Below are 26,687 nucleotides of genomic sequence, written 5' to 3'. Positions count from 1 at the left end.
CGGCATTGGCCTGGTCGCGCGCCATCCGAAGCTCGAACTCCGCCATCTTGCGCTCGGTGATGTCCAGGCAGGCCAGGATGATCACCGACTCGGACGCATCCGGGAACAGCAGCTGCCCCTCGAACAGCACCCAGATCGGGCGGCCGGTGCCGGTCAGGCATTCCAGTTCGCAGTGGATGCGGGCATTGTCGTGCTGCATCTTGGACATCTGCTCGGCCAGCTCGTACCAGCCATGCTCCGACGCCAGCAGCTCCATCAGGTGCATGCCGGACAGGCCATATTCGTCGCCCACTTCGAAAATGCTCTCGGCGGTGAGGTTGGCGCGGGTGATCTGGAAATGCTCGTTCAGGCGCAGCAGCCCCACCGGCGAGGCGGAATACACCGCCTCCTCTTCCTGCAGCACCGCCCGCAACTGGGCCTCGGACAGCTTGCGCCGGTCTTCCTCGGCATAAAAGCCGAGAATATTCGCATAGGCGCCCAGCAGCGGCAGGATGCTGATGCCGAGCTGCGACAGCGTCGGCCGCAGCAGACACACTCCGGCGGTAGCCTCTCCGCCCAACACCACAGGCAGCGAAACCCAGGAAGGCTGGACGGACAGGCTGCGGAATAGCGAGGCGAGCGGCGTTTCCGACTGCGACAGTTGCTGGATCCGCGGCAGGAAGTCCGGCCACTGGCCGGCCTGCAGCTGCAGGGCTTCCTCGCCGCCATCCTGCGACGCCCAGACCACCAGCATGCACTCTTCCGAGCTGGTGAACTCCAGAAAGGTGTTGTGCAGCCGCCGAAACACCGCGTCGCGCGTCGCGCGGGCCAGCAGCATCGCCTCGATCTCGGAAATCACCGACAGCAAGGCGACGCTGCGCTCCAGCGAGCCTTCCGCCAGCCTGCGCTTGTGTTCGTCGCGCACGATCAGGATATTCAGTTTCGGCGCCGCCTCTTCGGAGAATCGGCCGATATTCAGCATCGCGTGGAAACGCTCGCCGCCGCTACCCATGCCCTCCACCGGCAGAATGCGCCCCGCCTGAACTTCGAGCTCGGCCATCACGCCGTGCAGTTCGTCGTCCATCACGAACAGCTGCCGCACCGGCATGCCCACCAGGGTGGAGAGCGGATAGCCGAACATCCGCCCGGCGCCCTCATTGGCGATGTCGATCACGCCGCGATGATTGACCACCAGCATCGCGTCGCCGGAAACGTCCAGCATGCGCTGCAGGAAGTCCAGCGGCCTGAGCACCTTGCGCACCATCACGTACAGCAGAACGGTCAGCAGGCCCAGCGCCGCCAGCGCGAACAGGCCTTCGCGCAGCAGGATCTGGCGGTAATACTGGCGGTTCTCTTGCGCGACTGCATCGGCACGCGTGGAAACCGCCGTCTGCATCTGCTGCAGCACCGAGGTCAGTTGCTGCAGATTGAGCCGGTAGTCGGTCGCCTGGCTGAACTTCAAACGGCCATCCAGTTGTTCCAGCTGCAACTGCACCAGAAGCTGCAACTTGCTGGACAACATGGACAGCTGGGCAAATTGCTGCGTCAATCGCGGCATGCCCACGCTGTCCACCCTGGGCCGCAGCTTGCCCAGCGTGAGCATGCCGCCCCCCAGGCGCCGGGCCAGGTCCTCCTCAATATTGCGGTCCAGCCGGCCCTCCAGCTCGGACCGCAGCACCAGCGCCTGCGCGTTGGAGCGCAGCCATGAATCCAGTCCCCAGATGTCCTGCATCAGCCAGGCCAGATTGTTGATCCTGGCATCCCCGCTGGCCGCCATCTGCATCACCGCTTCGTCCAGCAAATGCTGAACCTGCTCCTGCACATCCCGCGTCTGCTCGTACAGGCGGGTGGTCAGCGCCTCGTCCGGCCCCGAGCCGGACTGCCAGACTGTCCTGGCCTGCCGCCTCATCTGCTGATACTGACGGAACGACTGCTGCAGCCGCTCCACCTTCTCGTTCATCCGCGCCTCGCCGCGCCCGTGCAATGAAGTAACCAGGTTTAGGAAACGCTCGTCCGCCAGGCGCGCCAGCCTGTCCTGCCGCGCAAGCTCGCCGGCATCCGGCTGCCTGGCCAGCAACAGCATCCGCAGTTGGCCACTCTCCTGATGCTGGACGTCGGCGAAGCGGTAAAGCAAGCCGGCGTCCTGATTCAGCGACACCAATTTATCGGCCTGCTGGTACGCGTTCCAGGCCGACACCTGCAACTGCAACATCACCCCGGCCTGCAGGATGCCCAACAGCAAAACGATGGCCAGCACGCTCCGGCCTATCGCCATCGCCTGGCTATGCCGCGCCTTTTGCTTCAGCATGCTAGTGCCTCGCTACGGAAGGGCTCGCCGCCGCCTCCGAGCTGTCGATCACATAGATCAGCGCCACGCCGTAGCGATCGCTGAAATCCTTCAGCACCGCCAGTTGATTGGCTGAAATGGTGGCGCCGCGCGGCAGCAGCAGATGCCCGGCCTTGCTGCGCAAATCCCGAGTCAGCAGCGATCCCGGCTTGATCTTGTCCAGCGGCAAGCATTGTTCTTCCGGCTCCTCCTGATAAACCGGAGCGCGGGTTTCGAACAGCTTGCCAAACACCTTGTTGTCGTACTCGGTGCCGGTGGCGACATGGTAATAGCTGAAAGGATCGATCTCCGGCCTCGCCCTGTGCATCGCCGCCTGGATCGCCTTCTCCACGTCGGCGGGTTTGGGCGGCTTGACCACGAAGCCGTCGGCATGCAGCTGGCTGGCCAGCACCACATTGGCGCGGTCGGCATGGCCGGACAGGAACACGAACGGCAGATTGGAAGCATTGGCGGTATGGCCGCAGCGCAGCTCCTTCAACAGGTCCATGCCGTTCATCGGCAGCATCTGCACATCGCACAGCACGATGTCGACCATGCGGATATCCAGCAGGCGCATCGCCGTCGTGCCGTCCGCCGCCTGGAAGATATAGTCCGACTTGACGCCCATGCTTTGCAACGCTTGGGAAATCAGGGTCCTGACCAGCGTCTGGTCGTCGACGATCAGGATGCGTAAACGGGCAAGGTCGACCGAAATCATCGCGTCTCCTTCACTCAGTGGTCCCGCCTGGAGCTGCCTGGTCGCCCTGGCAATCGATGATGGCCTGCGCTAGATCCTGCTCGGCCACGGCCCCTGCCAGAAAATCCCCCAGTCCCTTGGCGCAGCCCATCGCCAGCGCCAACTCCCGGCCCTCCTCGTCGCTCACCCGGGTGGCGCAAACCGCAACCTGGGACAGGCCGAAATGGCGCAGCAGACGGAAGGTATTGGAGTCCTCGCCCTGCAGTGTCCGCAGCCAGCGCAGGGTTTCCACCGGCACGTTGATCTGGTCGAACGGAAACTTGAGCAGATTGCCGACGGTCAGCGAACCGGTGCCGAATGCGTCCGCCACCAGCCGGAAACCGAGGTACTTGATCTTGGCGATGTTCTCGAAGCACAGCGCGTCGGAGCGGCGGCTCAGGCCATCGGCCAGTTCGAAGCTGATCCGGTTCGGCGCCACGCCATACTGTTGCAACTGGGTGAAACAATGGTCAAAAACATTGTCGGCGCACAGGCAGGCTTCGTCGATGCGGATATGAATCCGGCACTCGTCCTGCCCGGCGGCATGGAATAGGCCCTGCAACCGTCGGCCTATCCGTTCCACCATCGTCTCCAGCGCCACCGCCGACGCCATGCGCCGCCCCGCCAGCAAAGGCAGCAGATGGTCGATGCAGCAGCGCTGGCCGCCTATGGCCAGGGTTCGCAGAGAGAAGCCGACCGGCAGATGGTCGGCCAGCGACACAATGGGCGCAAACTCCAGCATGAATTTGTCATTGCAGATATCCGCCAGCAGCAGCTCGATATCCATCGACGCCGGCAGCTCGGTGCGCTCCAGTTCGTTGAAGATGCCATTCAGCATCGCGACGAAGGCTTCGGCGGAGTACGGCTTGGACAGAAAACGGGTGCAGGCGATGCCCAGATTGGTGGACATGTCGGCAATGGTCTGCAAGGTCTTGTCGTCGTAACCGGAAATGATCAGCAGCGCCGATTGATAACCCAGCCTGGCGACATTCTTGATGAAGTCTATGCCGTTCATGCCAGGCATGCCGATGTCGGTGATGATCAGTTGATAGCCGCCCTCGGCAATGCTGCGCAACGCCTCTGCGGGATCGCTGAATTCGTCGATTTCCACCGCATAGCGGCTGAAGAAGCTGGCCTGACGGGAGATCAGCTTCCGCAACACCAGTTGATCGTCCAGTATCAAAAATCGCTTCGGTTTCAGTTCCATGCTAGACCGCCCCTTCTCCAGGCGTAGCAGAACCGGGCCCGCCCCACAGGACGCCAGAGATGCCGCCTTACCGAAATTAAGCGCTGCAGAAAATCCAACCCGATGCGTCGGAAAAGCCTGTAGCCAGACTTGCCTCAACGCTAAGACATTCGCGTAATGCTAGATAGCGTAATACCATGTATAGGCTGACAAATTTGTCAGTACAAGACGGCCTTGCCTGCCGGTCCGCAATTGCGCGGCTCGTGCCGCCGGCATCGATTTATGACAATCCCCAGCGCTGCGGTATCATTAAGGCTACCGCCACACCCATTCCGCAAGGAGAGTCCCATGCGCTTTGATTCCAGCCAGCTTGGCAATGTCGAGGTGGACGAAAAGACCATCATCACCTTCCCCCACGGCATTCCGGCCCTGGAGAACTGCACCCGCTTCAAGCTGTTCCATGACGCCACCCATCCGATGCCCCAGGTCTATTGGCTGCAATCGCTGGACGATCCGGGCATCACCTTCAGCCTGACCCTGCCGGAACGGCTGGGCGTGCGCTTCCAAATCGAGCTATCCGACCAGGAAGTGGCGCAACTGCAGCTGCAAGGCCCAGAGGATGCGGCCATCCTGCTGATGCTGTACCGCCCGCTGGAGGCGGACCGCGATTCCCACCCGGCGCTGGGACCGTTGCAGGCCAATCTGTGCAATCCGCTGGTCATCGGCCTGTCGTCGCAGCGCGGCATCCAGAAAACCGGTCTGCAGATCGACGTCCTGCTGCATACGCCCTGAGCATGAGCCCGCCACGATGCCCATGGTGCGGCGACGATCCGCTGTACGTCGCCTACCACGACCACGAATGGGGCCGCCCCGAGCGCGACGACCGCAAGCTGTTCGAGATGCTGATCCTGGAGGGCGCCCAGGCCGGGCTGTCCTGGATCACAATCCTGAGAAAGCGCGAAGGCTATAGGGAAGCGTTTCATGGCTTCGACCCGGCCAAGGTGGCGGCGATGAGCGAGGACGATGTGGAGCGGCTGATGGGCAACCCGGCCATCGTGCGCAACCGGCTGAAGCTCCGCAGCGCCATCCGCAACGCCAAGGTATTCCTGCAGATGCAGAGCCAGCACGGCAGCTTCGCCGACTGGCTATGGGCGCATGTGGACGGCCAGCCGATATTGCGGCGCTACGACGACTCCCGGGTTCCGGCCAGCAACGAGCTGTCCGACCTCATCAGCAAGGCGCTGCAGAAGGCCGGGATGAACTTCGTCGGCAGCACGGTGATCTACGCTTATCTGCAAGCCTGCGGCGTAGTCAACGACCACCTGTCCGACTGCTTCCTGCACCCGGACCAGGCCGGCTGAGTCCGGCGGCTCCGCCATGAAAACGGCCGCCTGAAGAGGCGGCCGTTCCTTTGCGCAGCGGCGAGGATCAGTCGAACACCAGCTGCCCATTCCTCGCGTCCACCATCACCGTAGCCTTGGGCGGGTACTTGCCAGCCAGGATGGCCTTGGCCAGCGGATTTTCCAGCTCGCTCTGGATGGCCCGCTTCAACGGCCGCGCGCCATAGACCGGATCGAAACCGGCTTCGGACAGCAGGGCCAGCGCCTCGGAGCTGATCTGCAGATTGAGGTCCAGCTTGGCCAGCCTGGCCTCCAGTCCCTTGAGCTGGATGCGGGCGATGGACTGGATATGCTTCTCGTCCAGCGCATGGAACACCACCACCTCGTCGATGCGGTTGACGAACTCGGGCCGGAACTGGATCTTCACCTCGGCCATCACCGCCAGCTTGATCACCTGGTAGTCGTCCATAGCCATCGCCTGGATCTGCTGGCTGCCGATATTGGAAGTCATCACGATCACGGTGTTCTTGAAGTCGACGGTGCGGCCCTGGCCGTCGGTGAGGCGACCGTCGTCCAGCACCTGCAGCAATACGTTGAACACGTCCGGATGCGCTTTCTCCACCTCGTCCAGCAGGATCACGCTATACGGTTTGCGCCGCACCTGTTCGGTGAGGTAGCCGCCCTCTTCATAACCCACGTATCCGGGCGGCGCGCCGATCAGCCGCGCCACCGAATGCTTCTCCATGTATTCCGACATGTCGATGCGGATCAGGTGATCTTCGCTGTCGAACAGGAATCCCGCCAGCGTCTTGCACAGTTCGGTCTTGCCGACGCCGGTCGGCCCCAGGAACAGGAACGATCCGTACGGCTTGTTCGGATCGGCCAGGCCGGAGCGCGAGCGGCGGATGGCGTCGGCCACCGCGGTCACCGCCTCGTCCTGCCCCACCACCCGCTGATGCAGCACATCTTCCATATGCAGCAGTTTCTCGCGCTCGCCGGTCAGCATCTTGGACACCGGGATGCCGGTGGCGCGGCTGACCACTTCGGCGATCTCCTCCGCCCCCACCTGGGTGCGCAGCAGGCGGTTGGGCTTGGCCTGCTCGCCGCTGCCGGCGGCTTCGGCCTCCTTCAGGCTGGCTTCCAGCTTGGGCAGCTTGCCGTACTGCAGTTCGGCCAGCTTCTGCCAGTCGCCCTTGCGCTTGAGGTCTTCCATCTCCACCTTGAGGCGATCGATCTCCTCCTTGATGCTCTGGCTGCCCTGGGCGGCGGCCTTCTCCGCCTTCCAGATTTCCTCCAGGTCGGCGTATTCGCGCTGCAGGCGCTCGATTTCCTCCTCGATCAGCTGCAGACGCTTCTGCGAAGCCTCGTCGCTCTCGCGCTTCACCGCCTCGCGCTCGATCTTCAGCTGGATCAGCCGGCGGTCCAGCTTGTCCATCGATTCCGGCTTGGAGTCCAGCTCCATCTTGATCTTGGACGCCGCCTCGTCGATCAGGTCTATCGCCTTGTCGGGCAGGAAGCGGTCGGTGATGTAGCGCTGGGAGAGCTCCGCCGCGGCGACGATAGCCGGGTCGGTGATGTCGACGCCGTGATGGATTTCGTACTTTTCCTGCAAGCCGCGCAGAATGGCGATAGTGTCCTCCACCGACGGCTCGCCCACCAGCACCTTCTGGAAGCGGCGCTCCAGCGCGGCGTCCTTCTCGATGTACTTGCGGTATTCGTCCAAGGTGGTGGCGCCGATGCAGTGCAGCTCGCCGCGCGCCAGCGCCGGCTTCAGCATATTGCCGGCGTCCATCGCGCCCTCGGCCTTGCCCGCCCCCACCAGGGTGTGGATTTCGTCGATGAAAATCAGCGTCTGGCCGTCGTCTTTCGCCAGATCATTCAGCACCGCCTTCAGCCGCTCCTCAAACTCGCCGCGGTACTTGGCGCCGGCAATCAGCGAAGCCAGGTCCAGCACCAGCAGGCGCTTGTTCTTCAGACTTTCCGGCACTTCGCCATTGACGATGCGCTGCGCCAGGCCTTCGACGATGGCGGTCTTGCCCACGCCCGGCTCGCCGATCAGCACCGGGTTATTCTTGGTGCGGCGCTGCAGCACCTGGATGGCGCGGCGGATTTCATCGTCGCGGCCAATCACCGGATCCAGCTTGCCTTGGCGGGCGCGCTCGGTCAGGTCCATCGTGTATTTCTTCAGCGCCTCGCGCTGGCCTTCGGCGTCGGCGCTGGAGACATTTTCGCCGCCGCGCACTGCATCGATGGCTGCCTGGATGGAGGCGTGGCTGCCGCCATGCTCTTTCAGCAGCCGTCCGGTTTCGCCCTTGTCCTGGCTCAGCGCCGACAGGAATAGCTCGCTGGCGATGTACTCGTCGCCCAGCTTCATCGCGATCTTGTCGGTGACGTTCAGCAGATTGGACAAATCGCGCGAGACGGTGATTTCTCCGCCATGGCCCTGCACGCGCGGCAAGCGCTCCACCGCCAGCTTCAGGCCGGCCTTCAGCGCCGGCACGTTGACGCCGGCGCGGGCCAGCAGGCCGCCGACGCCGCCTTCGCTGTCATCCAGCAGCGCCAACAGCAGGTGCTGAGGCTCGATATAGGCGTTGTCGCCCGCCACGGCCAGGCTTTGCGCGTCGCCCAGCGCCTGTTGGAATTTGGTGGTCAATTTGTCGAATCGCATGGTTGACGCTCCAGTAAAAACTATCGATGTCTTCCATTTGGGGGAGCCTGCCGATCATTTCAAGAGTGACGCCGGTCACAGCTTTGACTAGGCTCAACACCCGCACCGCGACATGACAGGGAAATATCACTCCGCCGATTGGCAAGCAAGCAGGGATTCATGAACCGGCTTCTGCTGCTCGCCGCCAGTTGATCGCTTTGCGCCCGCCCCGCCGTCGCCAGCGAGTTTTCGCTGCCGCTGTTTGACGCGTCGGTCCGCCATGGTTGCCATACTGCCGCCCGAACCAGAGCAATCCCGACGCCGGCCTGGAATGGAACTTCGCCGGGGCGATGGGCTGGGCCGCTGGTTCAACCGCGCCGGCGGCCACCGCGACGCCTTCCGCAAGGACGCCTATTTCGCCTCGCTCGGCTGGCGTAGGGAATGGGCCGTCGCCGGTCCGTTGACTGCCGGATTGCTGCCGCAAGCCGGCCCTCTCGACGGCTCCGGCCACCACGGCCTGGCCACCCGGCCCCAGCTGAACAGCGGCTCCCGCCCGCTGGCGCTGGAGCTAGTCTATTCACCCAGAATATCGGTCGGTACGCGGCAACAGAAGACCGCCGTCACCACGCTGAATCTGCGCTGGACCTTCTAGGCGCGGAACACCCTCACCTCCCGCGTCAGCGAATCCGCCAGCCGCGCCATCTCGCCAGCGGTTTCCGCCGAGCGCTCGGCGGCCTGGTTATTGGTGTCCGCCAGCCGCGCCACATGGGCCACCTGCACTGCGATGCTCTCCACCGCCTGCCGCTGCGAGGCCAGTTCCTGATTGATGCAGGCCACCACCTCCATCGATTTTTCCGCATCGGCGACGATAGAGGCCATCGCCTCCCTGGCCCGCGCGGTAATGGCCGCGCCTTCCGACGCGCAACTCACCGACTGGCGCATCGCCTGCACCGCCAGCACCGTGGCCTGTTGCATCGCCTCTATCATCCCGGCTATCTGCCGGGTGGACTGGCTGGTGCGTTCCGCCAGCTTGCGCACCTCGTCGGCCACCACCGCGAAACCGCGGCCCATCTCACCGGCGCGGGCGGCCTCGATCGCCGCGTTCAACGCCAACAGATTGGTCTGATCGGCGATATCATGGATGACATTGACGATGTCGCTGATCTGGCGCGCATTGCTCTCCAGCGCCTGCAGGCTGTCAGCGGCGTTGTCCAGGGTGGCGGTGATGCGGTTGACCTCGTCCACCGCCGCCACCAGGCTCGTGCTGCCGTTCTGCGCCGCCTCGCTGGAGGCGCGCGCCACATCGCTGGCCTCGCCCACCACCCGCTCGATCTGCTCCACGCCAGCGATCAGCAGCTCGGTATGCTGCGACATCTGCTGCGCGCTGTTGCGCTGCTCGCCGGAAGAGGCCGCCGCCGCGCCAGCCTTCTGCGACAGGTCCTGCGCCGCGCGGTCCAGGTCCACCGCATGGTGGCTGGTACGGTTGAGCGCCTGCTGGAAGCTGTCCAGCAAGCCGTTGAGCGCGTCGGCCACCTCGCCCATCTCGTCCCGCCGCCGTATCTGCAAGCGGTGCTGCAGATCGTGGTTGTCGCGGATGGACGCCACCTCGGCCACCAGTTGGCGCACCGGCCGCGTCACCAGGATCCGGGTCACACCCCACAGAGCCAGAGCCAGCACCACCAGCAATACGCTACAGCCGGCCGCCAGCCAGACCACCAGCATGCGGTTTTCGCGCTGCAGTTCGGACTCGGTCTCGTCGCTGACCACCAGCCAGTTCCACGGCGCGAAGGCGGCATAGGACAGCATGTGCGCGTCCGCGCCCTTGTCGCTGGGCAGGCGCACGGTCAGATTGCCGCTGCCGGCCTTGAGCAGGTCGCGCAGGTAGGGCTGGCCGCCGGCATCCCGCGATTTGTCTATCGAACGGCCGTTGAGCTTGGGATGCAGAAGATAGCGGCCATAGCTGGCCGAGGCAGGATTGACGTCGATCACGTCGATATGGCCGCTGTCCTCCAGCCTCACCTTGCCCAGCCGCACCAGCAGGCTGGCGATACCCTCGGTGGCGCCGACGCCGACAAAGGTGGCGCCTATCACCTTGCCGTCGCCGTCCTTGATCGGACTGTAACTGGTGACGTAATCGCGGCCGTACAGATTGGCCAGGCCGATGTAGCCGTCGCCCGCCATCAACTTGGCGTAGGCCGGCGCGGCGCGTTCCAGTTTGCTGCCCAGCGCGCGGTTGCCGTTTTCCATCAGCAGCGTGGTGGAGATGCGGACGAAGTCGTCGCCGTCGCGCGCATAGATCGAGGCGACGTTGCCGCTGACGGCGGAAAAGTGGTCAGCCATCTGGTTATTGCCGTTGACCAGCTCGCTCCCCATCATCAGCGCCGGCGTCTCCGCCCCGGCCACGCGGATCTTCTGCGCCGGTTTCAGACTGAAACCGCCCTTGAATTCGGCGAAGAACACTTTTTCAAACTGACGGGTGGACAGCCGCAGCGACTCGTTGAAACCGTCCACCATGTTCAAGGACTGCGCCAACAACTGGGCCTGCACTTTCTGGGTACGCTCCAGCATCAGCCGCTGGCTGAACAGGTATAGCGGGTACATGATCGCGCCCGCCACCAACACCATCAGTACCACCTGGGTCAACACCAGCCGGCTGCCTATGCTGCTTGCTCGCTTCATCGCCCTCTCTCCGCCCCCGCCGGAATCCGCCCGGCCAGAAACCGCATCGCCCATCCATACCCAGCGGACGGCGCGGCGCCGATCGCGAAGAACTGGAAGGCTCATGTCATGATGGCGGCCCGTCCCGCCTGGCCGCCGCTTCTTCATCTTATTACAGGCTTCCGCCCGGCAAACGCCCGCCGCGCCTGCCATCGCGACAATACCGACCCAGTCCATGCCTATGGCATTTTTGAACGCAATGCCAATTTTATTAGACTGATTAACGACAAATAACGGTGTCGGCGCATTATCCATCTGGAACGCCTGTATTGGCCGTGCGACAATCCTGGCTGACCGAACAGACCATCCGCCGGCTTTCAAGGCCGCGGACCAAGCCGCCGATGACCACGCCTTCCGACACCAGCCCCACCCGGCACGCCCAGCTCGCCTGGCAGGACGGCCAACCGCTGTCGCTCGCCTTTGGCGACGTGTATTTCTCCCGCGACGCCGGCCTGGATGAAACCCGCCATGTCTTCATTCAACACAACCAGCTGGCGGAGCGCTTCGCCGCGCTGCCCGGCCATGGCCAGTTCACCATCGCCGAAACCGGCTTCGGCACCGGCCTTAATTTCCTCTGCGCCTGGCAATGCTTCGAACAATGCGCGCCGGCCGACGCCCGGCTGCACTTCGTCAGCGCCGAGAAATACCCGCTCACGCCGACAGACCTGTCGCGCGCGCTGGCGTTGTGGCCGGAACTGACCGCCCAGTCCAGCCAGTTGCTGCGGCAATACGATGCGTTGACGCCGGGCTGGCACCGGCTGCTGCTGGCCGATGGCCGCGTCAGCCTGACGCTGATGATAGGCGATGTGCTGGAGGTGCTGCCGTTGCTGGATGCCCGTGTAGACGCCTGGTTTCTGGACGGCTTCGCGCCGTCGAAAAACCCGGACATGTGGCAACCACCCTTGTTCGACCAGATGGCCAGGCTGTCCGCGCCCCACGCCACCTTCGCCACCTTCACCAGCGCCGGCGCCGTGCGCCGCGGCCTGGCGGAGGCCGGATTCGAAGTCAAAAAAGCGCCGGGGCACGGACAGAAACGCCACATCTGCCATGGCCGGCTGAACGCCGCCCCGGCAGCGCCATGGCAGCCGCCCTGGTTTGACCGTCCGCCGCAGCGCTGGCGCGAACGCAGCGCCATTGTGGTAGGCGGCGGCATGGCCGGTGCCTCCACCGCCTATAGCCTGGCCCGGCGCGGCTGGCAGGTGACGCTGATAGAACGCATGCCGCAATTGGCCAGCGCCGCCTCCGGTAATCCTCAAGGCGTGCTGTACACCAAGTTGTCGCCGCATCTCACCCCCTTGAGCCGGCTGGTGCTGTCCGGTTACGCCTACAGCCTGCGCGCGCTGCACACGCTGCTTCCGGGCGAGGAGCGGAGCTGGCAGGCCTGCGGCGTGCTGCAGTTGGCGTATGAAGACAAGCAAGAGGAAAAACAGCAGGCGCTGGCCGCGCTGGGCCTGCCGGAAAGCGTGATGCGGCGGCTGGACCGAGCCCAGGCCAGCGAACTGGCCGGCGTGGCGCTGCCCAGCGGCGGGCTGTTTTTCCCGCAAGGCGGCTGGGTGCATCCACCGGCGCTGGTGGCTCGGCTGACGCAGCATCCCAATATCACGCTGCGCACCAACCATACCGTGCTGCAGTTGGACTACAGCCCGGAACAGCAAAGCTGGCTGGCCAGCGACGAGAGCGGTCCGCTGGCCCTGGCCTCGGTGGTGGTGCTGGCCGGCGCGGCGGAAACCGCCCAATTCGACTCCACCAGCCATCTGCCGCTGAAAAAGATACGCGGCCAGGTGACCAGTATCGCCGCCACGGCGGACAGCGCGCGGCTGGCCACCGTGCTGTGCGGCGAAGGCTACATCTCGCCGGCCCGCGACGGCCGGCATTGCCTGGGCGCCACCTTCAAGTTCGACAGCGACGACCTGGCTGTGAGCGAAGGGGAGCACCGGGAAAACCTGCAGATGCTGGCCGAGCTGGCGCCGGCTCTGCACGGCAGCCTGACCGGAGGAGATGCCGCCAGCGCCGGTCTCGATGGCCGGGCAGCCTTCCGCTGCACCAGCCCCGACTATCTGCCGTTGATCGGCCCGGTGGTCACCCCCCGCGACTTCGCCGACCGCTACCGGGAATTGGCGAAGGACGCCACCCTGCGCCCGGAGCAGCCCTGCCCCTGGGTCGAGGGCCTGTACGTCAATACCGCGCACGGCTCGCGCGGCCTGATCACCGCGCCGTTGTCGGGAGAGATTCTGGCGGCGCTGCTTGAGGGAGAACCGGCGCCGCTGCCGGCCGACCTGATGCAGGCGGTCCATCCCAGCCGCTTTCTGCTGCGCGACCTGATCCGCCACAAGCTGAACCCGGACGCGCGGTGAATCATTCGGCCGGCAGCGCGCGCTGGATCGCCTCGCGGATGGGATCGGGTATGGCTACCGACTTCTGCGCCTTATAGTCGACCCAGACCAGCAACACCTCGGCGCTGGCGTACACCACGCCGGGGTCGTCCTGCCGATAGAAATGATGGTGCAGTTTCAGGCTGCTGCGGCCCAGTTTTTCCAGCTCGATGGTGATTTCCAGCGTTGCGGGGTAGGTCAGCTGCTTGCGGAAGGTGCAAGCGGTATTGGCCAGCACCGGGCCGATATTGTCCGGATCGATACCGTAGCCCAGCGAGTCCAGCCATTCGATCCGCACCTGCTCCAGATAGCGGAAATAGTAGGTGTTGTTCAGATGGCCGACGGCGTCCATGTCGCCCCAGCGCATGCTGATGACGCGCTTGTCTATTACCGGATAAAGCGTGGTCAAAACCTGATCCTTTCATGTGGGTTGGTCGCCATATGATAGCGTCAAAGCACCTGACACGTGCTCATCCAAACATTCCAGACGATTGTTTTGCTAAAGTGTTAATTCCAACTGAATTCCATTACACCCTGTCACACAAGCCATCAACAATCACGCTACTGGCCGCCCGCCGCAGTCGGGATAATGACCCGGTCAGCTTGCGAAACCCAACGGATTCTCAAGCCGGACGCGATCGGATTGCGTCGTCAATGGCGCGTAGTCTGGTCACCTGAGCGAAGGTGCAATTGGGAGCCCCCTTTGGGGCTCTTTTTTTTTGCCCTCGGCCGCGCCCAAGCGCTGCCTGTACGAAAACCGTCCCGCCATGCAAAATGGCGAACATAGTCAACCCCGTACGCCATCACCATGTGGAAATCGATATTCGCCATCGCCGGCGGCGCCGCCATAGGCGCGCTGTTGCGCTGGTTTCTCGGGCTCAGGCTGAACAGCCTGTTCCCTGCCCTGCCGCCCGGCACGCTGGCCGCCAATCTGATAGGCGGCTACATCATAGGCCTGGCGGTGGCACTATTTGCCGACATGCCCAGCCTGTCGCCGATGTGGCGCTTGCTGATCATCACCGGCTTCTGCGGCGGGCTAACCACCTTCTCCACCTTCTCGGCGGAAGTAGTGGACCTGCTGCGCCAGGGCCAGCTGATGCCGGCCCTCACCGCCATCGCGGTGCACGTCAGCGGCTCGCTGCTGATGACCATGGCCGGCATCGCCAGCTGGCAGCTACTGCGGCGCTGAGCCGCCGCCTGCGCCATCGGCCATGCAAAAGGACAAGCTAGTACTACGTATTTGCCACATTTGAAGCAGCGTAGTCCTGATTCTATCTTTCAACCTCCGAACTAAGTGTTTCTCCGGAGATTGACATGGCAAACCCTCTGACGCTGCTGATGCCGATCCGGCAAGACGCCGACCTTGCCTCCCTGGCAGACGCCATCCGGGAAAGCCAGCCCCGGCTGCGTCGGGCGCTGGCCTCCCTAGGCACCATCCACTATGCCCGCCTGCTGCTGCTGGACCGCGCCGCGCCTAATCTGCAACCCGGCCCCACTCCCAGCCAGAATCATGTTCTGGCCATCATCGGCGAATACGACGGCAGCTTCGACGCCTGCATCGCAGGCCTGGCCGGCGAGGCCGGCCCCATCTTCGACACCCTGCTGCAATTCGTAGAGGACGGCGCAGGCCTGATTCCGGCCGCCAACCACGTGGCGCCCCTCGCGGCCTTCGTCAGCCGGAACAACGCCTCGCAGCACGCCCCCAACCAAGACCAGTACCAGGCCTACGCCGCCACCGCGCAGGAAATCATGGCCGCGCTGCCCTAAGCCTTCCCCCGAGCCAAACAAAACACCCCGCGGCGACGCGGGGTGTCTTTGCCTCGGGACAGCCTTGCGGCCGGCCCTGAATCAGCCGCGCAGGCGGCGCAGCACTTCGTCCTTGCCTATCAGCGCCAGCACCGCGTCTACCGACGGAGTCTGGGTGGTGCCGCACACCAGCACCCGCAGCGGCATGCCCAGCTGACCCATCTTGATGCCTTCGTCGGCGCAGAAGGGCTTGAACAGTTCGTGAATGCTTTCAGCGGTCCAATTGTCCAGCGCGGCCAGCTTGTCGGCGAAGCGGCCCATCCGCGCGACGGTGTCGCCGGCCAGGTGCTTTTCCACATCGGCGGCGGCCGGCTCACGCTTACGGTAGAAGTAGTCCACCTCCAGCGCCAGCGCGTTCAGGTCCTGCACCCGCTCTTTCACCAAGGCCAGCACGTCGCTCATGGCCGGACCGCTGGAGGTGTCGACATTGGCGGCGGCCAGGCGCGGCGCGATCAGCTCGGCCAGGCGGCCATTGTCGGCGGCCTTGATGTGCTGCGCGTTCAGCCACATGAATTTTTCCTGGTTGAAGCGGCTGGCCGAAGGGCTGACCGCCTCCAGGCTGAACCATTCGACGAACTGCTCCATGCTGAAGAATTCGTCGTCGCCGTGGCCCCAGCCCAGGCGCGCCAGATAGTTGAGCAGCGCTTCCGGCAGAATGCCCTTGTCGGCGTAGTCCACCACGCTCACCGCGTCGCGGCGCTTGGACATCTTCTGGCCGTCCTCATTGAGGATCATCGGCAGATGGCCGTACACCGGCAGCGGCGCGTTCAGCGCCTTGAGGATGTTGATCTGGCGCGGAGTGTTGTTGACGTGGTCGTCGCCGCGGATCACGTGGGTGATCTGCATGTCCCAATCGTCCACCACCACGCAGAAGTTGTAGGTGGGGCTGCCGTCCGGACGGGCGATGATCAGGTCGTCCAGCTCGGTGTTGGATATCTCGATGCGGCCCTTGACCGCGTCGTCCCAGGCCACCACGCCGTCCAGCGGCGTCTTGAAGCGCACCACCGGCTGCACACCCTCAGGAACGGCCGGCAAGGTCTTGCCTTCCTCCGGCCGCCAGCGGCGGTCGTAACGCGGCTTGTCGCCGCGAGCTTCCTGCTCGGCCCGCATCGCCTCCAGTTCTTCCTTGCTGCAATAGCACGGGTAGGCGTGGCCGGAAGCCAGCAGCTGCTGGATGACTTCCTTGTAGCGGTCGAAACGGTGGGTCTGGTAGAACGGACCCTCGTCGTAGTCCAGACCCACCCAATGCATGCCATCCAGAATGGCTTTCACCGATTCCGGGGTGGAGCGCTCCAGGTCGGTGTCTTCGATGCGCAGCACGAACACGCCGTTGTTCTTGCGGGCGTAGGCCCAGGAAAACAGCGCGGTGCGCACGCCGCCGATGTGCAGGTAACCGGTGGGGCTGGGGGCGAAACGGGTACGGATCATGATGGGTAGGACTCTGCGGGAAAACTGAAAGACGGCTATTGTACGCCGTCAACAAAAAAGCCCGCAAACTTGCGGGCCTTATTTTGCATGGCTCAGACCATATTCGGCAGGGTGTGGGCCGGCATCATCTGCGCCAGCAGCCAGAAAGCGGTCAAGGCGAGCATGGCGGCCATGCTGAAGTTGAAGGCGCGCAGCCGCAAAGGCGAATCGAGAAAACGGCGGATGGCCACGCCGGAGCCGGCCCACACCGCGATGCACGGCAGGCTGGTGAAAAAGGTGATCAACACGAACAAGGCGGCGGCGTACCAAGCGTTCATGTGCGCCGGCAGGAATACCATCACCAGGTTGAAGCCCATCAGCCATACCTTGGGATTGAGCCAGTTGAACATCACGCCACCCCAAAATCCCATCGGCCGAACGCCGGCGTCGGCGCTTCTGCCGGCGCCGGCGCGCGCCATGCTCCAGGACAGCCACAGCAGGTAGCAGCAGCCGGCAATCGCCAGATACAGCTGCAGCGACTCCATCAGCGACATCAAGGCGCCCAGCGCGACGGTGAGGATGCCCACCTGCAGGGACAGGCCCAGCGCCATGCCCAGCAAGGACGGCAAAGTCCGGGAAAAACCGAAATTGACGCCGGACGAGGCCAGCACCAGATTATTGGGGCCGGGGGTGATGGACATCACCAAGAGATAAGTGACCAGCGCTACCAGATTCATGACGACTCCTAAACCGCAACCGGCGATCCGCCGGCACTCTCGGGACATTCCCCGACTCAAGGCCGTCATATTAGGCTTTTGCGCTGGACAATTACAGATTCAGAAAAATACAATTGAGACCATAACAGTTTAAAAAGTGAAAAATTGTTATGGTCGATTTCGTTCGAAACTGTACCGTCCGCACCCATCCGGAGATTGAAAAATGAGCAGCGAGCCGCTCTACCAGCAGCTGGTGAACGAATGGACCACCCTGATCCAGACCGGCACGGTCCGTCCCGGCGAGCGCCTGCCGTCTGTGCGCAAGGCCTGCGCCATGCACAAGGTCAGCCCGTCCACCATCCTGCTGACCTACCGCACGCTGGAGGACCGCGGCCTGATCGAAGCCCGACCGCAGTCGGGCTTCTACGTCAAGTCCGCCGCCAACCTGCCGTTGCCGCGGATGCGCCGGCAAAGCGCCGCCCACCACACCGGCGGCGAGGTGGTGGACCAGATCGAGGCGGTGATGGGCGCGCAAAACCAGGCCGACTTCATCGACCTGTCGCTGGCCAGCCCGCGCGGCAGCGACTTCTACCCCACCACCCGCTTCAAGCACATCATGGGCCGGCTGCTGCGCCAGCACCCCGAGCTGACTACCGACTACCCGTTCCCGCCGGGTTCGGAGCGGCTGCGGCGGCAGATCGCGCAGCGCGCGGTGAGCTGGGGCTGCGTGCTGGCGGCGGACGACTTGGTGATCAGCAACGGCTGCACTGAGGCGCTGCAACTGGCGCTGCGCGCCACTTGCAAACCGGGCGACACCGTGGGCGTGGAGTCGCCCACCTATTTCGCGCTGCTGCCTATGCTGAAGGACCTGGGCTTGAGCGTGATCGAAATCCCCACCCACCCCACCAGCGGACTGGCGCTGGACGCGCTGGAATTGTTGCTGTCGGAAAAGCGGCTCAATGCCATCGTGGCGATGCCCACGGTGCACAACCCGCTGGGCAGCACCATGCCGCCGGAAGCCAAGCAGCGGCTGGCGCAGCTGGTATGCGACTACCAGGTGCCGCTGATCGAGGACGTGCCGCACGCCGACCTGTTCTACGGCGCCACCACTCCGGACGCGGTGAAAGCCTACGACCGCGACGGCTGGGTGCTTTTGTGCGCCAGCTACAGCAAGACGCTGGCGCCCGGCTTCCGCATCGGCTGGATCGCGCCGGGACGATTTCTCAGCGCGGTGCGGCGACTGAAGTTCGCCAGCAGCCTGGGCCAGCCGGCGCTATTGGAAGAAACCTTGGCGGAATATCTGGAGAGCGGCGGCTACGACCACCACCTGCGGCTGATCCGCCGCCACTTCATCAACCAGATGGAGAAGCTGCGCGGCGCGGTGGCGCAGCACTTCCCAACCGGCACCCGCGCCACCCTGCCCTCAGGCGGCTGCCTGCTGTGGGTGGAGCTGCCCAGCCACGCCGACACCATGCAGCTGTTCCATGCCGCGCTGGCGGAACGCATCACCGTAGTGCCGGGCGCGATGTACTCGGCCAAGGGCCGCTACCGCAACTGCCTGCGGCTGTCATGCTGCTATCCGTGGAACGAAGCCTACCAACGGGCGCTGGCGCGGGTGGGAGAGTTGGCGGGCCAACTGGCGGACAAGGATTGAAATATAACGGATAGTTATATTTAGAAGCATCGTTATCTCCTTGTGGTCATTCAGAAGCGGCATTAAGGTAGATGTTCATGACATCAGCCTGACCATTCCGCCAACCCGTCCTGGAGCCTGACGATGAAACTGGAAACCCTAGCCGTCCACGCCGGATACAGCCCCGACCCCACCACCCATGCGGTCGCGGTGCCCTTGTACCAGACCACCAGCTATGCCTTCGACAGCACCCAGCACGGCGCCGACCTGTTCGACCTCAAAGTGCAGGGCAATATCTACACCCGCATCATGAACCCCACCACCGACGTGCTGGAGAAACGGGTGGCTGCGCTGGAAGGCGGCATAGGCGCTCTGGCGGTGGCCTCCGGCATGGCGGCCGTCACCTATGCCATCCAGACCATCGCCGAGGCCGGCGACAACATCATCGCCACCCGCACGCTGTATGGCGGCACCTACAATCTGTTCGCCCACACCTTCCCGCAGTTCGGCATAGAAGTGCGCTTCATCGACTACCGCGACCCTGCCGCCATCGCCGCCCTGGTGGACGAGCGGACCCGCGCAGTGTTCTGCGAATCCATCGGCAACCCGCTGGGCAACGTGGTGGACTTCGCCGCCTTCGCCGCCGAGGCGCACCGCCACGGCCTGCCGCTGATCGTCGACAACACCGTGCCCTCGCCCTATCTGTGCCGCCCGTTCGAACACGGCGCCGACATCGTGGTGCACAGCCTGACCAAATATCTGGGCGGCCACGGCAACAGCATAGGCGGCGTCATCGTCGACTCGGGCAAATTCCCATGGGGCGAGCACGCCAAGCGCTTCGCGCGGCTGAACACCCCGGACGTCAGCTATCACGGCGTCAATTATGTCGAGGCGCTGGGCGCGGCGGCCTACATCGCCCGCGCCCGCGTGGTACCGCTGCGCAACACCGGCGCGGCGATCTCGCCGTTCAACTCTTTCCTGATCCTGCAGGGAATCGAAACGCTGGCGTTGCGAATGGACCGCATTTGCGACAACGCGCTGCGCGTGGCTCAATACCTGCGGGAAAGCCCGGCGGTGGAGTGGGTGGAATACGCCGGCCTGCCGGACAGTCCGAGCAAGCCGCTGGCGGACCGCTACCTGGGCGGCCGCGCCTCCGGCATCCTGTCCTTCGGCATCAAGGGCGGGGAGCAAGCCGGCGGCCGCTTCATCGACGCGCTGCAATTGGTGACCCGGCTGGTCAATATCGGCGACGCCAAATCGCTGGCCTGCCACCCCGCCTCCACCACCCACCGCCAGCTGTCGCCGGAAGAGCAACTGAGCGCCGGCGTCAAGCCGGAACTGATCCGGCTATCCATTGGCATCGAGCATATCGACGACATCCTGGCGGACATCGGCCAAGCGCTGAAAGCGGCCGCGCAATAAATAAATGCCGCAAACAGAAAGGGCCGCATCCACGGCCCTTTTCCATTTCCCTCGCAACCCGTCACCCCGCCCTGGCGGCGGATGCACGGCCGCGCTGGCTAGCGCGGGCCGGCGGACCTACCTCGTGTTCCTGCAAGGGTTGGCTGGCGGCGGGCATCGCAGGCGCATCGTGCGCCATGCGCGACAGCCAGGCGAACGCCTGCAGGCCGCCACTGATTGCGCCGTTGGCGCTCTTGCAGCTCAGGCACACCGGTTTGCCGTTGCGCTGCTTCAGGGCATCGTCCACCCGCTGGCCATACAAGGCCTGCCCATGCTCGCGCTGCCAGTCCAGCAAGGTCTGCGCCAGATATTGCAGCGACGGGTCCTCCTGCTTGTAATGATTGCGGTAGACGGTCAGCCACAACTGGCCGGCCTCGTCCTGGCTCAGCAGTATGGTCTGGTAGGCGATGGTGACCGCGTCGCCGCGGCTGACCGTACCGGCCAGCTCCAGCGCATCCTCGTTATGCATCCGCACGCAGCCATGGCTGCGGAATCCGGGCACCGAAGCCGGGGCGTTGGTACCGTGGAAGCCCAAGCCCAGGCTGCTCTCGCCGAAGCGCACGAACACCGGGCCCAGCGGATTGTTGGGGCCAGGCGGCACCACGGTCTGCACTTCCTTGCCGCTGCGGCGCATTTCCTCCTGGATGGACTTGGGGACATGCCAGGCCGGCGCCTTGTAGATGCCGGTGATATCGAAGCTGCCAGTCGGCGTCTGGGTCAGCATTTTGCCCACCGCCACCGGGAAGATCCGCGCCAACTTGCCGTCCTGATACAGGAACAGCCGCGCCTGCGGCAGGTTCAGCACCAGATGCCGTCCCGCCGGGTTCACCTGGATGTCCGGCGCCGGAGTCACCGCCGCCGCGCACGGAAACGCCAGCGAGCCACCCAGCGCCAGCACCGATAACCACTTCAACATACCTTGCCCTGAATTACATGAACATGGTTCAGATTGTAACAGAAAGCCCCGCCAGCCCGGATTGTGCGAATTTACACCGCCCCGCCAAGCATCAATTCGCCAAACCTAGCAGCTGCAGCTGTCTGGGCAAACAAACCTCCGTCAAATCATAACGCTCCACCACCGACTGCCGCGCGGCCTGGCGCAACTCAGCCAAGTCCTGCCGAGACCGGCACGCGCCAGCCACCGCGTCGGCGATGTCTTCTGGAGAAAAAAAGTCCACCAACAAACCATTGCGCCCCTCCTCAATCACCTCCTGCACCGGCGCGGTCCGCGAGCCGATCACGACGCAACCGCACGCCATCGCCTCCAGCATCGACCACGACAAGACAAAGGGATAAGTCAGATACACATGCGCCGTCGAAACTTGCAATAACCGCAAATAGTAGTCATACGGGGCTTTGTTGCACAAATCCGCCGCACCGCGGCTTGGTTAAGATAGCGGCATGACCAAGCCCGCTCCAAAACGCTACCGCACGACCAACTGGAAAGCCTACAACCAAGCCCTAATCCGACGCGGCTCTCTGTCCGTCTGGTTCGACACAACCATGTCATGGCAGGCGACTCCGCAGGGCAAGCGCGGACGGACGCAGACCTATAGTGATGCCGCTATTCCATTCTGTCTGACCATCAAGAACCTATTTGGACTGCCTTTGCGGCAGACCATCGGTTTCATGCAAAGCCTGCTCAAGTTGGCGGGACTGGACTGGAGCGTCCCGGACTACAGCACGTTGTCCAGGCGGCAGCAGACGCTGCAGGTCAAGATTCCCTATCAGAAAAGCTCAGGCGCGTTGCATATTCTGGTGGATAGCACAGGCATCAAGATGTTGGGTGACGGTGAGTGGAAAACTAAGAAACACGGCGCGGAATACTGCCGGCAATGGCGCAAGGTGCATCTGGGCATCGATGCGAAAACCCTGCAAATCCGCGCCCTGGCGGTGACAGACAAGCGCCAGGGCAATGCGCAAATGCTGCCTTCGCTCTTGGTGCAAATCCCGGTCGATGAGCCGATAGCCTGCGTGAGTGGCGACGGGGCTTTCGATACCAAGGCATGTCATGAGGCGATTGCCGCGCGCGGCGCAATCGGGTGCATCCCGACGCGCAAGAATGCGCGGCCGTGGAAAGGAAGTTGGCCGGGTGTGCTGGCTCGAAACGAGATTCTGCGGGCCACCAAGCGATTGGGCAGGGCGATCTGGAAACGCTGGAGTGGCTACCATCGCCGCAGCTTGGTCGAAACCAAGATGCATTGCTTCAAGTTGCTGGGTGAAAGAGTGACAGCCCGGTGCTTCGATGGCCAAGTGGCAGAGCTGCAAGTGCGTGCTGCCATCTTGAGCCGCTTCAGCATGCTGGGCCGGCTGTGCACGGTGGCTATGGCATAAATCGGTTTGGGGAAAGGGGAAACTCGTCCTGCCTGGGATTTGTGCAACAGAGCCGCCTGACGTTGAACTGGTTGCTATACGACTTTGGCGCCCGCGACGCCGCTCTGAAGAACGCGCACGCCCTGCTGGAATCCGCCCAAGCCAATCTGGACGGCGTGATGCAGAAAGTCCTGGCCGGCACCGCCCAGGACTATTACGCCGCCATCGCCGCCCAGGCCGCCAGGCAGGCGGAGCAAGAAACCGAAACGGTCGCGGAGCAGAGCCTTGAGGCCTCCAGCCGGCGCGTCCGCGCCGGCGTTGCCGCCATCAGCGACCAATTGCAGGCGCAAACGGCCGCTGCCCAGGCCCGGTACGCGCTGGCCAAGGCCGAAGGCGCCTGGCGCAATGCGATGGGGGCGCTGGCGCTGGACATGGGCTTGTCGCCATCCACTCCACTGCGCCTGCCGCCGGCCAGCCAGTTCGACGCCTCGTCCAACGCCGGCCTGGGGCCAGTAGACGAATTATTAGCCGTCGCCCAACGGGAGCACCCCAGCCTGCTGGCCGCCCGTGCGCAGCTGGCCGCAGCCCAGGCCAAGGAGGACCAAGTACAGGCACAGGGGAGGCCGTCCGTCAGCTTCGTCGCGCGCGCCAACCACAGCACCCAGCCGGAGAGCCTGGGCACGGGCCTGCCGCTGGTGGGCGCGCGCGCGCAGGATCACTACATCGGCATACAGGTCGACATCCCGCTATTCGAGGGTTTTGGCCGGCACTATCAGATCTTGCAGGCCGCCGCCGAGGCGGAAAACCGGCAGGCCCAGCTGGAAGACGCACAGATGCAGGTGACGCAAGGCGTCTGGACCCATTACCAGTCACTGGAGACCGCCACCGCGAATGCACGTATCACACGCGAGCTGCTGGACAGCGCGCAGGCAGCCTTCGTCGTCGGCAAGGCCCGCTACGAAAAAGGAGCCGGCAACATTCTGGAACTGCTGAGCGTGCAGGCTGAATTGGCCAAGGCGCGCCAACAACGGGTGCAGGCGCTGACAGACTGGCTGACCGCCCGCCTACAACTGGCCGCCAGCGTGGGGAGGCTTGATCCCGGGGCCTTGCGGTGACATCCAGAGCCCGCAACGGCTGCAGCATAAAAAAACCAGCAAGAATCGCCGGTTTTTGAGAAAATCCGCGTTTACCGATTGATTTCGCAAGCAAGACGATGACGCACCCAAAGACTATTGCCCTGGTCGAATCGCTGGATCACGAAGGCCGGGGGGTCGCCCATGTTGACGGCAAGACCATTTTCATCGATGGCGCCCTGCCGTACGAAAAGGTGGTCTACAGCAGCTACCGCAAGAAGCCCAGCTACGAAAACGCCCAGACCAGCGCCGTGCTGAAGGAAAGCTTCATGCGCGCCGAGCCGCGCTGTCCGCACTTCGGCACCTGCGGCGGCTGTTCGATGCAGCACGTCGAGTTCAGCGCCCAGGTGGCGATCAAGCAGCGCGTGCTGGAGGACAATCTGCAACGCATCGGCAGGGTCAAGGCCGAACGCATTCTGACCCCCATCGCCGGACCGGCCTGGCATTACCGTCATCGCGCCCGACTGTCCGCCCGCCTGGTGGCCAAGAAGGGCGGCGTGCTGGTGGGCTTCCACGAGAAGAACTCCAGCTACATCGCCGAGATGCGCGAATGCCACATCCTGCCCAAGCACATCTCCGACCTGATCCTGCCGCTGCGGGAAATGATCGCCAGGCTGTCGATCAGCCAGCGCATGCCGCAGGTGGAAGTGGCCGTCGGCGACAAGCTGGACATCCTGGTGTTCCGCAATATGGACGACATCACCGACGCCGACTTTGAAATCCTGAAGGGCTTCGCCGATGCGCACCGCAGCGCCGAACGCCCGCTGCAGATCTGGCTGCAGCCCAAGGGCCCGGAAACCTGCTACCCGATCTATCCGCTGGATACGCCCAAGTTGACCTACAGCATGCCGGAGTACGCGGTGGAGATGCCCTACTACCCCACCGAATTCACCCAGGTGAACCCGCAGATCAATGCGGTGATGGTGGCGCGCGCGCTGAAATTCCTCGACCCGCAGCCGGGCGAGCGCATCGCCGACATGTTCTGCGGCATCGGCAACTTCACCCTGCCGATCGCCCGCTCCGGCGCGCAAGTGCACGGCATGGAAGGCAGCCAGCCGCTGGTGAAGCGCGCGGTGGAAAACGCCACCCACAACGGCCTGCAGGACAAGGTGAGCTATGAAATGGCCAACCTGTTCGAAGTCACCGAGGAATCGTTCGCCTCGCTCGGCAAGTTCGACAAGATGCTGGTGGACCCGCCGCGCGACGGCGCGGTGCAGCTGCTGAAGGCCATCACCGAGGAAACCGCGCCCAAGCGCATCGTCTACGTGTCCTGCAACCCGGCCACGCTGGCGCGCGACGCCGGCATCCTCGTCAATACCAAGGGCTACACGCTGAAGACGGCCGGCATCATCAATATGTTCCCTCACACGGCGCATGTGGAGTCGGTGGCCTGGTTCGAGAAGACCAGCCCGTGCAAGAGCCGCAAGGAAGTGGAAGCGATAGAAGCGCTGGAAGCGGCCGAGCGCGAAGCGGCGAAGGCGGCGCGCAAGGCCGAGGAAGCCGCGGAAGAAGCGAAGAAAGCCCAGCAGCAGGCCGAGAAAGCCGCCGCCAAGGAAGCGCGCCGCGCCCACTATTTCAGCGAGAAGGCCCGCCGCGAAGCCGAAGGCGATCCGTCGCAGGCGTGATGAAACCCGCCCGGTTTTGACCATTGCGTCAAACCGGGCGTTTTTGTCTTCATTTAAAGACAGATTGTTTGATTTAAAGACTGGTTTTAACTCGAACTTCAGCGCATTGTGCCGACACCGCCGGCGCTTACCCATGGCGCATGACGGCAAGGCCCAGGCCGTAAAACCGGCCGCCTTTATAAAAACTGGCGTCGGCCCGCCCCAGGCGCGGGACCGACACACTGCTCGAAACACGCCCCGGCAGGGGGAAACCCAAAAGCGACACCTAACCATGCATATCGTCCAATTCATCATCGGCCTCGTCGTCGTGCTGGCCCTCACCCAGCTGGTCGCGCGCGACCGCAAGAACATCAAGATACGCTCCGTGATCCAGCTGCTGGTCATCGAGATCGCGCTGGCGTTCTTCCTGCTCAACACCACTTACGGCCTCGCCATCGTCGGCAGCATCTCCGGCGTCTTCACCAAGCTGATGGACTTCGCCGGCGAAGGCACCCAGTTCGCCTTCGGCGGCATCCAGAACAAGGGTGAATTCAGCTTCTTCCTGAACGTGCTGATGCCCATCGTGTTCATCTCGGTGCTGATCGGCATCCTGCAGCACATCCGCGTGCTGCCGGTGGTCATCCGCGCTGTCGGCTTCGTGCTGTCGAAGATCAGCGGCATGGGCAAGATCGAATCGTTCAACGCCATCAGCTCGATGATGGTAGGCCAGTCGGAAAACTTCATCGCCTACAAGAACATCATCCACACCTTCGACGAAAAGCGCATGTACACGCTGGCCGCCACCGCGATGTCCACCGTGTCGATGTCCATCGTCGGCTCCTACATGCAGATGATAGAGCCGCGTTACGTGGTGACCGCCCTGGTGCTCAATCTGTTCAGCACCTTCGTGGTGCTGTCGCTGATCAACCCCTACGACAGCGCGCTGGGCGAGGACGAACTGATCAGCAGCGACGGGCATCGCGTGTCCTTCTTCGAAATGCTGGGAGAATACATCCTGACCGGCTTCAAGATCGCGGTGATCGTCGCCGCGATGCTGGTCGGCTTCATCGCGCTGATCGCCTGCGTCAACTTCATTTTCACCTCGATCTTCGGGATCAACTTCCAGACCATGCTGGGCTATGTGTTCTGGCCGTTCGCCTGGCTGATGGGCGTACCCACCAACGAGGCGCTGACCGCCAGCAGCATCATGGCGACCAAGCTGGTCACCAACGAATTCGTTGCCATGCTGGAACTGAAGAACCAGGCCGCCCACCTGTCAGCCTACACCCGCGGCGTGCTGTCCATCTTCC

23 protein-coding genes are annotated in these 26,687 nt (G+C 63.7%); 13 read left to right on the top strand and 10 right to left on the bottom strand.

Going from position 1 to position 26,687, the window contains the following annotated elements:
• The 3 genes from BI344_RS16185 to BI344_RS16175 all read right to left on the bottom strand — a co-directional run.
• On the bottom strand, positions 1–2,287 hold a 2,287-nt coding region (locus BI344_RS16185), incomplete at its 3' end, for a PAS domain S-box protein (RefSeq protein ID WP_139167053.1).
• Between the two features lies 1 nt (position 2,288).
• Entirely contained in the window at positions 2,289–3,023 is a 735-nt protein-coding gene (locus BI344_RS16180) for a response regulator (protein ID WP_193430999.1), read from the bottom strand.
• A gap of 10 nt (positions 3,024–3,033) precedes the next feature.
• Positions 3,034–4,248, bottom strand: coding sequence for an EAL domain-containing response regulator (locus BI344_RS16175; protein WP_071113903.1), 1,215 nt, complete (start codon positions 4,246–4,248; stop codon positions 3,034–3,036).
• 327 nt (positions 4,249–4,575) lie between these two features.
• Here BI344_RS16175 and fliW point away from each other — a divergent pair, with 327 nt between their 5' ends.
• A complete protein-coding gene (gene fliW / locus BI344_RS16170) occupies positions 4,576–5,019 on the top strand; it encodes a flagellar assembly protein FliW (RefSeq protein ID WP_071113902.1) in 444 nt (147 codons plus the stop codon).
• A gap of 2 nt (positions 5,020–5,021) precedes the next feature.
• Positions 5,022–5,588, top strand: a complete 567-nt coding sequence (locus tag BI344_RS16165) for a DNA-3-methyladenine glycosylase I (protein ID WP_071113901.1) — start codon at positions 5,022–5,024, stop codon at positions 5,586–5,588.
• Positions 5,589–5,655: 67 nt separating this feature from the next.
• On the opposite strand, the gene clpB is transcribed toward BI344_RS16165, so the two are convergent.
• Positions 5,656–8,235: an ATP-dependent chaperone ClpB gene (gene clpB / locus BI344_RS16160; RefSeq protein WP_071113900.1), complete on the bottom strand. Its 2,580-nt coding sequence runs from the start codon at positions 8,233–8,235 to the stop codon at positions 5,656–5,658.
• Between the two features lie 310 nt (positions 8,236–8,545).
• Here clpB and BI344_RS16155 point away from each other — a divergent pair, with 310 nt between their 5' ends.
• The gene (locus tag BI344_RS16155) at positions 8,546–8,866 is read left to right on the top strand and encodes a hypothetical protein (RefSeq protein WP_071113899.1); all 321 of its coding nucleotides are present in this window, start codon (positions 8,546–8,548) and stop codon (positions 8,864–8,866) included.
• Here the strand turns inward: BI344_RS16155 and BI344_RS16150 are convergent.
• A complete protein-coding gene (locus BI344_RS16150; RefSeq protein WP_071113898.1) occupies positions 8,863–10,893 on the bottom strand; it encodes a methyl-accepting chemotaxis protein in 2,031 nt (676 codons plus the stop codon). The two genes, BI344_RS16155 and BI344_RS16150, sit on opposite strands and share 4 nt — an antisense overlap.
• Positions 10,894–11,001: 108 nt before the next feature.
• Here BI344_RS16150 and BI344_RS24425 point away from each other — a divergent pair, with 108 nt between their 5' ends.
• Entirely contained in the window at positions 11,002–11,166 is a 165-nt protein-coding gene (locus BI344_RS24425; protein WP_158020800.1) for a hypothetical protein, read from the top strand.
• Positions 11,167–11,207: 41 nt separating this feature from the next.
• Complete coding sequence (gene mnmC, locus BI344_RS16145; protein WP_241499384.1) at positions 11,208–13,286, top strand: bifunctional tRNA (5-methylaminomethyl-2-thiouridine)(34)-methyltransferase MnmC2/FAD-dependent 5-carboxymethylaminomethyl-2-thiouridine(34) oxidoreductase MnmC1; 2,079 nt, start codon at positions 11,208–11,210, stop codon at positions 13,284–13,286.
• A gap of 1 nt (position 13,287) precedes the next feature.
• Here mnmC and BI344_RS16140 read toward each other — a convergent pair whose 3' ends face one another.
• Complete coding sequence (locus tag BI344_RS16140) at positions 13,288–13,713, bottom strand: acyl-CoA thioesterase (RefSeq protein ID WP_095210840.1); 426 nt, start codon at positions 13,711–13,713, stop codon at positions 13,288–13,290.
• 399 nt (positions 13,714–14,112) lie between these two features.
• On the opposite strand from BI344_RS16140, the gene crcB reads away from it, so the two are divergent.
• Entirely contained in the window at positions 14,113–14,493 is a 381-nt protein-coding gene (gene crcB / locus BI344_RS16135; protein WP_071113897.1) for a fluoride efflux transporter CrcB, read from the top strand.
• 125 nt (positions 14,494–14,618) lie between these two features.
• Positions 14,619–15,071, top strand: coding sequence for a hypothetical protein (locus BI344_RS16130; RefSeq protein ID WP_071113896.1), 453 nt, complete (start codon positions 14,619–14,621; stop codon positions 15,069–15,071).
• A gap of 81 nt (positions 15,072–15,152) precedes the next feature.
• On the opposite strand, the gene gltX is transcribed toward BI344_RS16130, so the two are convergent.
• A complete protein-coding gene (gltX, locus tag BI344_RS16125) occupies positions 15,153–16,541 on the bottom strand; it encodes a glutamate--tRNA ligase (RefSeq protein WP_193431000.1) in 1,389 nt (462 codons plus the stop codon).
• Positions 16,542–16,630: 89 nt separating this feature from the next.
• The gene (locus BI344_RS16120) at positions 16,631–17,254 is read right to left on the bottom strand and encodes a LysE family translocator (protein ID WP_071113894.1); all 624 of its coding nucleotides are present in this window, start codon (positions 17,252–17,254) and stop codon (positions 16,631–16,633) included.
• A gap of 202 nt (positions 17,255–17,456) precedes the next feature.
• Here BI344_RS16120 and BI344_RS16115 point away from each other — a divergent pair, with 202 nt between their 5' ends.
• Both BI344_RS16115 and BI344_RS16110 read left to right on the top strand, forming a co-directional pair.
• Positions 17,457–18,887, top strand: a complete 1,431-nt coding sequence (locus BI344_RS16115) for an aminotransferase-like domain-containing protein (RefSeq protein ID WP_071113893.1) — start codon at positions 17,457–17,459, stop codon at positions 18,885–18,887.
• A 123-nt stretch (positions 18,888–19,010) separates the two neighbouring features.
• Positions 19,011–20,288 (top strand): bifunctional O-acetylhomoserine aminocarboxypropyltransferase/cysteine synthase, encoded by a 1,278-nt coding sequence (locus tag BI344_RS16110; RefSeq protein ID WP_071113892.1) that lies wholly within the window; start codon positions 19,011–19,013, stop codon positions 20,286–20,288.
• A 61-nt stretch (positions 20,289–20,349) separates the two neighbouring features.
• Here BI344_RS16110 and BI344_RS16105 read toward each other — a convergent pair whose 3' ends face one another.
• Positions 20,350–21,243 (bottom strand): L,D-transpeptidase, encoded by an 894-nt coding sequence (locus tag BI344_RS16105; protein WP_071113891.1) that lies wholly within the window; start codon positions 21,241–21,243, stop codon positions 20,350–20,352.
• Positions 21,244–21,334: 91 nt separating this feature from the next.
• Entirely contained in the window at positions 21,335–21,694 is a 360-nt protein-coding gene (locus tag BI344_RS16100) for a glycosyltransferase (protein ID WP_241499383.1), read from the bottom strand.
• A 34-nt stretch (positions 21,695–21,728) separates the two neighbouring features.
• Here BI344_RS16100 and BI344_RS16095 point away from each other — a divergent pair, with 34 nt between their 5' ends.
• The 4 genes from BI344_RS16095 to BI344_RS16080 form a co-directional block, all read left to right on the top strand.
• Positions 21,729–22,661, top strand: coding sequence for an IS5 family transposase (locus tag BI344_RS16095; protein WP_071113889.1), 933 nt, complete (start codon positions 21,729–21,731; stop codon positions 22,659–22,661).
• Positions 22,662–22,702: 41 nt separating this feature from the next.
• Positions 22,703–23,755 (top strand): TolC family protein, encoded by a 1,053-nt coding sequence (locus BI344_RS16090; RefSeq protein WP_071113888.1) that lies wholly within the window; start codon positions 22,703–22,705, stop codon positions 23,753–23,755.
• Positions 23,756–23,853: 98 nt separating this feature from the next.
• The gene (gene rlmD / locus BI344_RS16085; RefSeq protein WP_071113887.1) at positions 23,854–25,398 is read left to right on the top strand and encodes a 23S rRNA (uracil(1939)-C(5))-methyltransferase RlmD; all 1,545 of its coding nucleotides are present in this window, start codon (positions 23,854–23,856) and stop codon (positions 25,396–25,398) included.
• 271 nt (positions 25,399–25,669) lie between these two features.
• On the top strand, positions 25,670–26,687 hold a 1,018-nt coding region (locus tag BI344_RS16080), incomplete at its 3' end, for a NupC/NupG family nucleoside CNT transporter (protein WP_071113886.1).

The organism is Chromobacterium sphagni, assembly GCF_001855555.1.
Taxonomy (GTDB): domain Bacteria; phylum Pseudomonadota; class Gammaproteobacteria; order Burkholderiales; family Chromobacteriaceae; genus Chromobacterium; species Chromobacterium sphagni.
The sequence above is the reverse complement of the archived record's forward strand: the minus strand, read 5'-3'. Positions and strand labels throughout refer to the sequence as shown.

What these genes read in the sequence shown, in the direction of transcription:
- BI344_RS16180 (WP_193430999.1), bottom strand. Translation starts at nt 3,023, where the DNA reads ATGATTTCGGTCGACCTTGCCCGTTTACGCATCCTGATCGTCGACGAC.
- BI344_RS16175 (WP_071113903.1), bottom strand. Translation starts at nt 4,248, where the DNA reads ATGGAACTGAAACCGAAGCGATTTTTGATACTGGACGATCAACTGGTG.
- fliW (WP_071113902.1), top strand. Translation starts at nt 4,576, where the DNA reads ATGCGCTTTGATTCCAGCCAGCTTGGCAATGTCGAGGTGGACGAAAAG.
- BI344_RS16165 (WP_071113901.1), top strand. Translation starts at nt 5,022, where the DNA reads ATGAGCCCGCCACGATGCCCATGGTGCGGCGACGATCCGCTGTACGTC.
- clpB (WP_071113900.1), bottom strand. Translation starts at nt 8,235, where the DNA reads ATGCGATTCGACAAATTGACCACCAAATTCCAACAGGCGCTGGGCGAC.
- BI344_RS16155 (WP_071113899.1), top strand. Translation starts at nt 8,546, where the DNA reads ATGGAACTTCGCCGGGGCGATGGGCTGGGCCGCTGGTTCAACCGCGCC.
- BI344_RS16150 (WP_071113898.1), bottom strand. Translation starts at nt 10,893, where the DNA reads ATGAAGCGAGCAAGCAGCATAGGCAGCCGGCTGGTGTTGACCCAGGTG.
- BI344_RS24425 (WP_158020800.1), top strand. Translation starts at nt 11,002, where the DNA reads ATGATGGCGGCCCGTCCCGCCTGGCCGCCGCTTCTTCATCTTATTACA.
- crcB (WP_071113897.1), top strand. Translation starts at nt 14,113, where the DNA reads ATGTGGAAATCGATATTCGCCATCGCCGGCGGCGCCGCCATAGGCGCG.
- BI344_RS16130 (WP_071113896.1), top strand. Translation starts at nt 14,619, where the DNA reads ATGGCAAACCCTCTGACGCTGCTGATGCCGATCCGGCAAGACGCCGAC.
- BI344_RS16120 (WP_071113894.1), bottom strand. Translation starts at nt 17,254, where the DNA reads ATGAATCTGGTAGCGCTGGTCACTTATCTCTTGGTGATGTCCATCACC.
- BI344_RS16115 (WP_071113893.1), top strand. Translation starts at nt 17,457, where the DNA reads ATGAGCAGCGAGCCGCTCTACCAGCAGCTGGTGAACGAATGGACCACC.
- BI344_RS16110 (WP_071113892.1), top strand. Translation starts at nt 19,011, where the DNA reads ATGAAACTGGAAACCCTAGCCGTCCACGCCGGATACAGCCCCGACCCC.
- BI344_RS16105 (WP_071113891.1), bottom strand. Translation starts at nt 21,243, where the DNA reads ATGTTGAAGTGGTTATCGGTGCTGGCGCTGGGTGGCTCGCTGGCGTTT.
- BI344_RS16095 (WP_071113889.1), top strand. Translation starts at nt 21,729, where the DNA reads ATGACCAAGCCCGCTCCAAAACGCTACCGCACGACCAACTGGAAAGCC.
- rlmD (WP_071113887.1), top strand. Translation starts at nt 23,854, where the DNA reads ATGACGCACCCAAAGACTATTGCCCTGGTCGAATCGCTGGATCACGAA.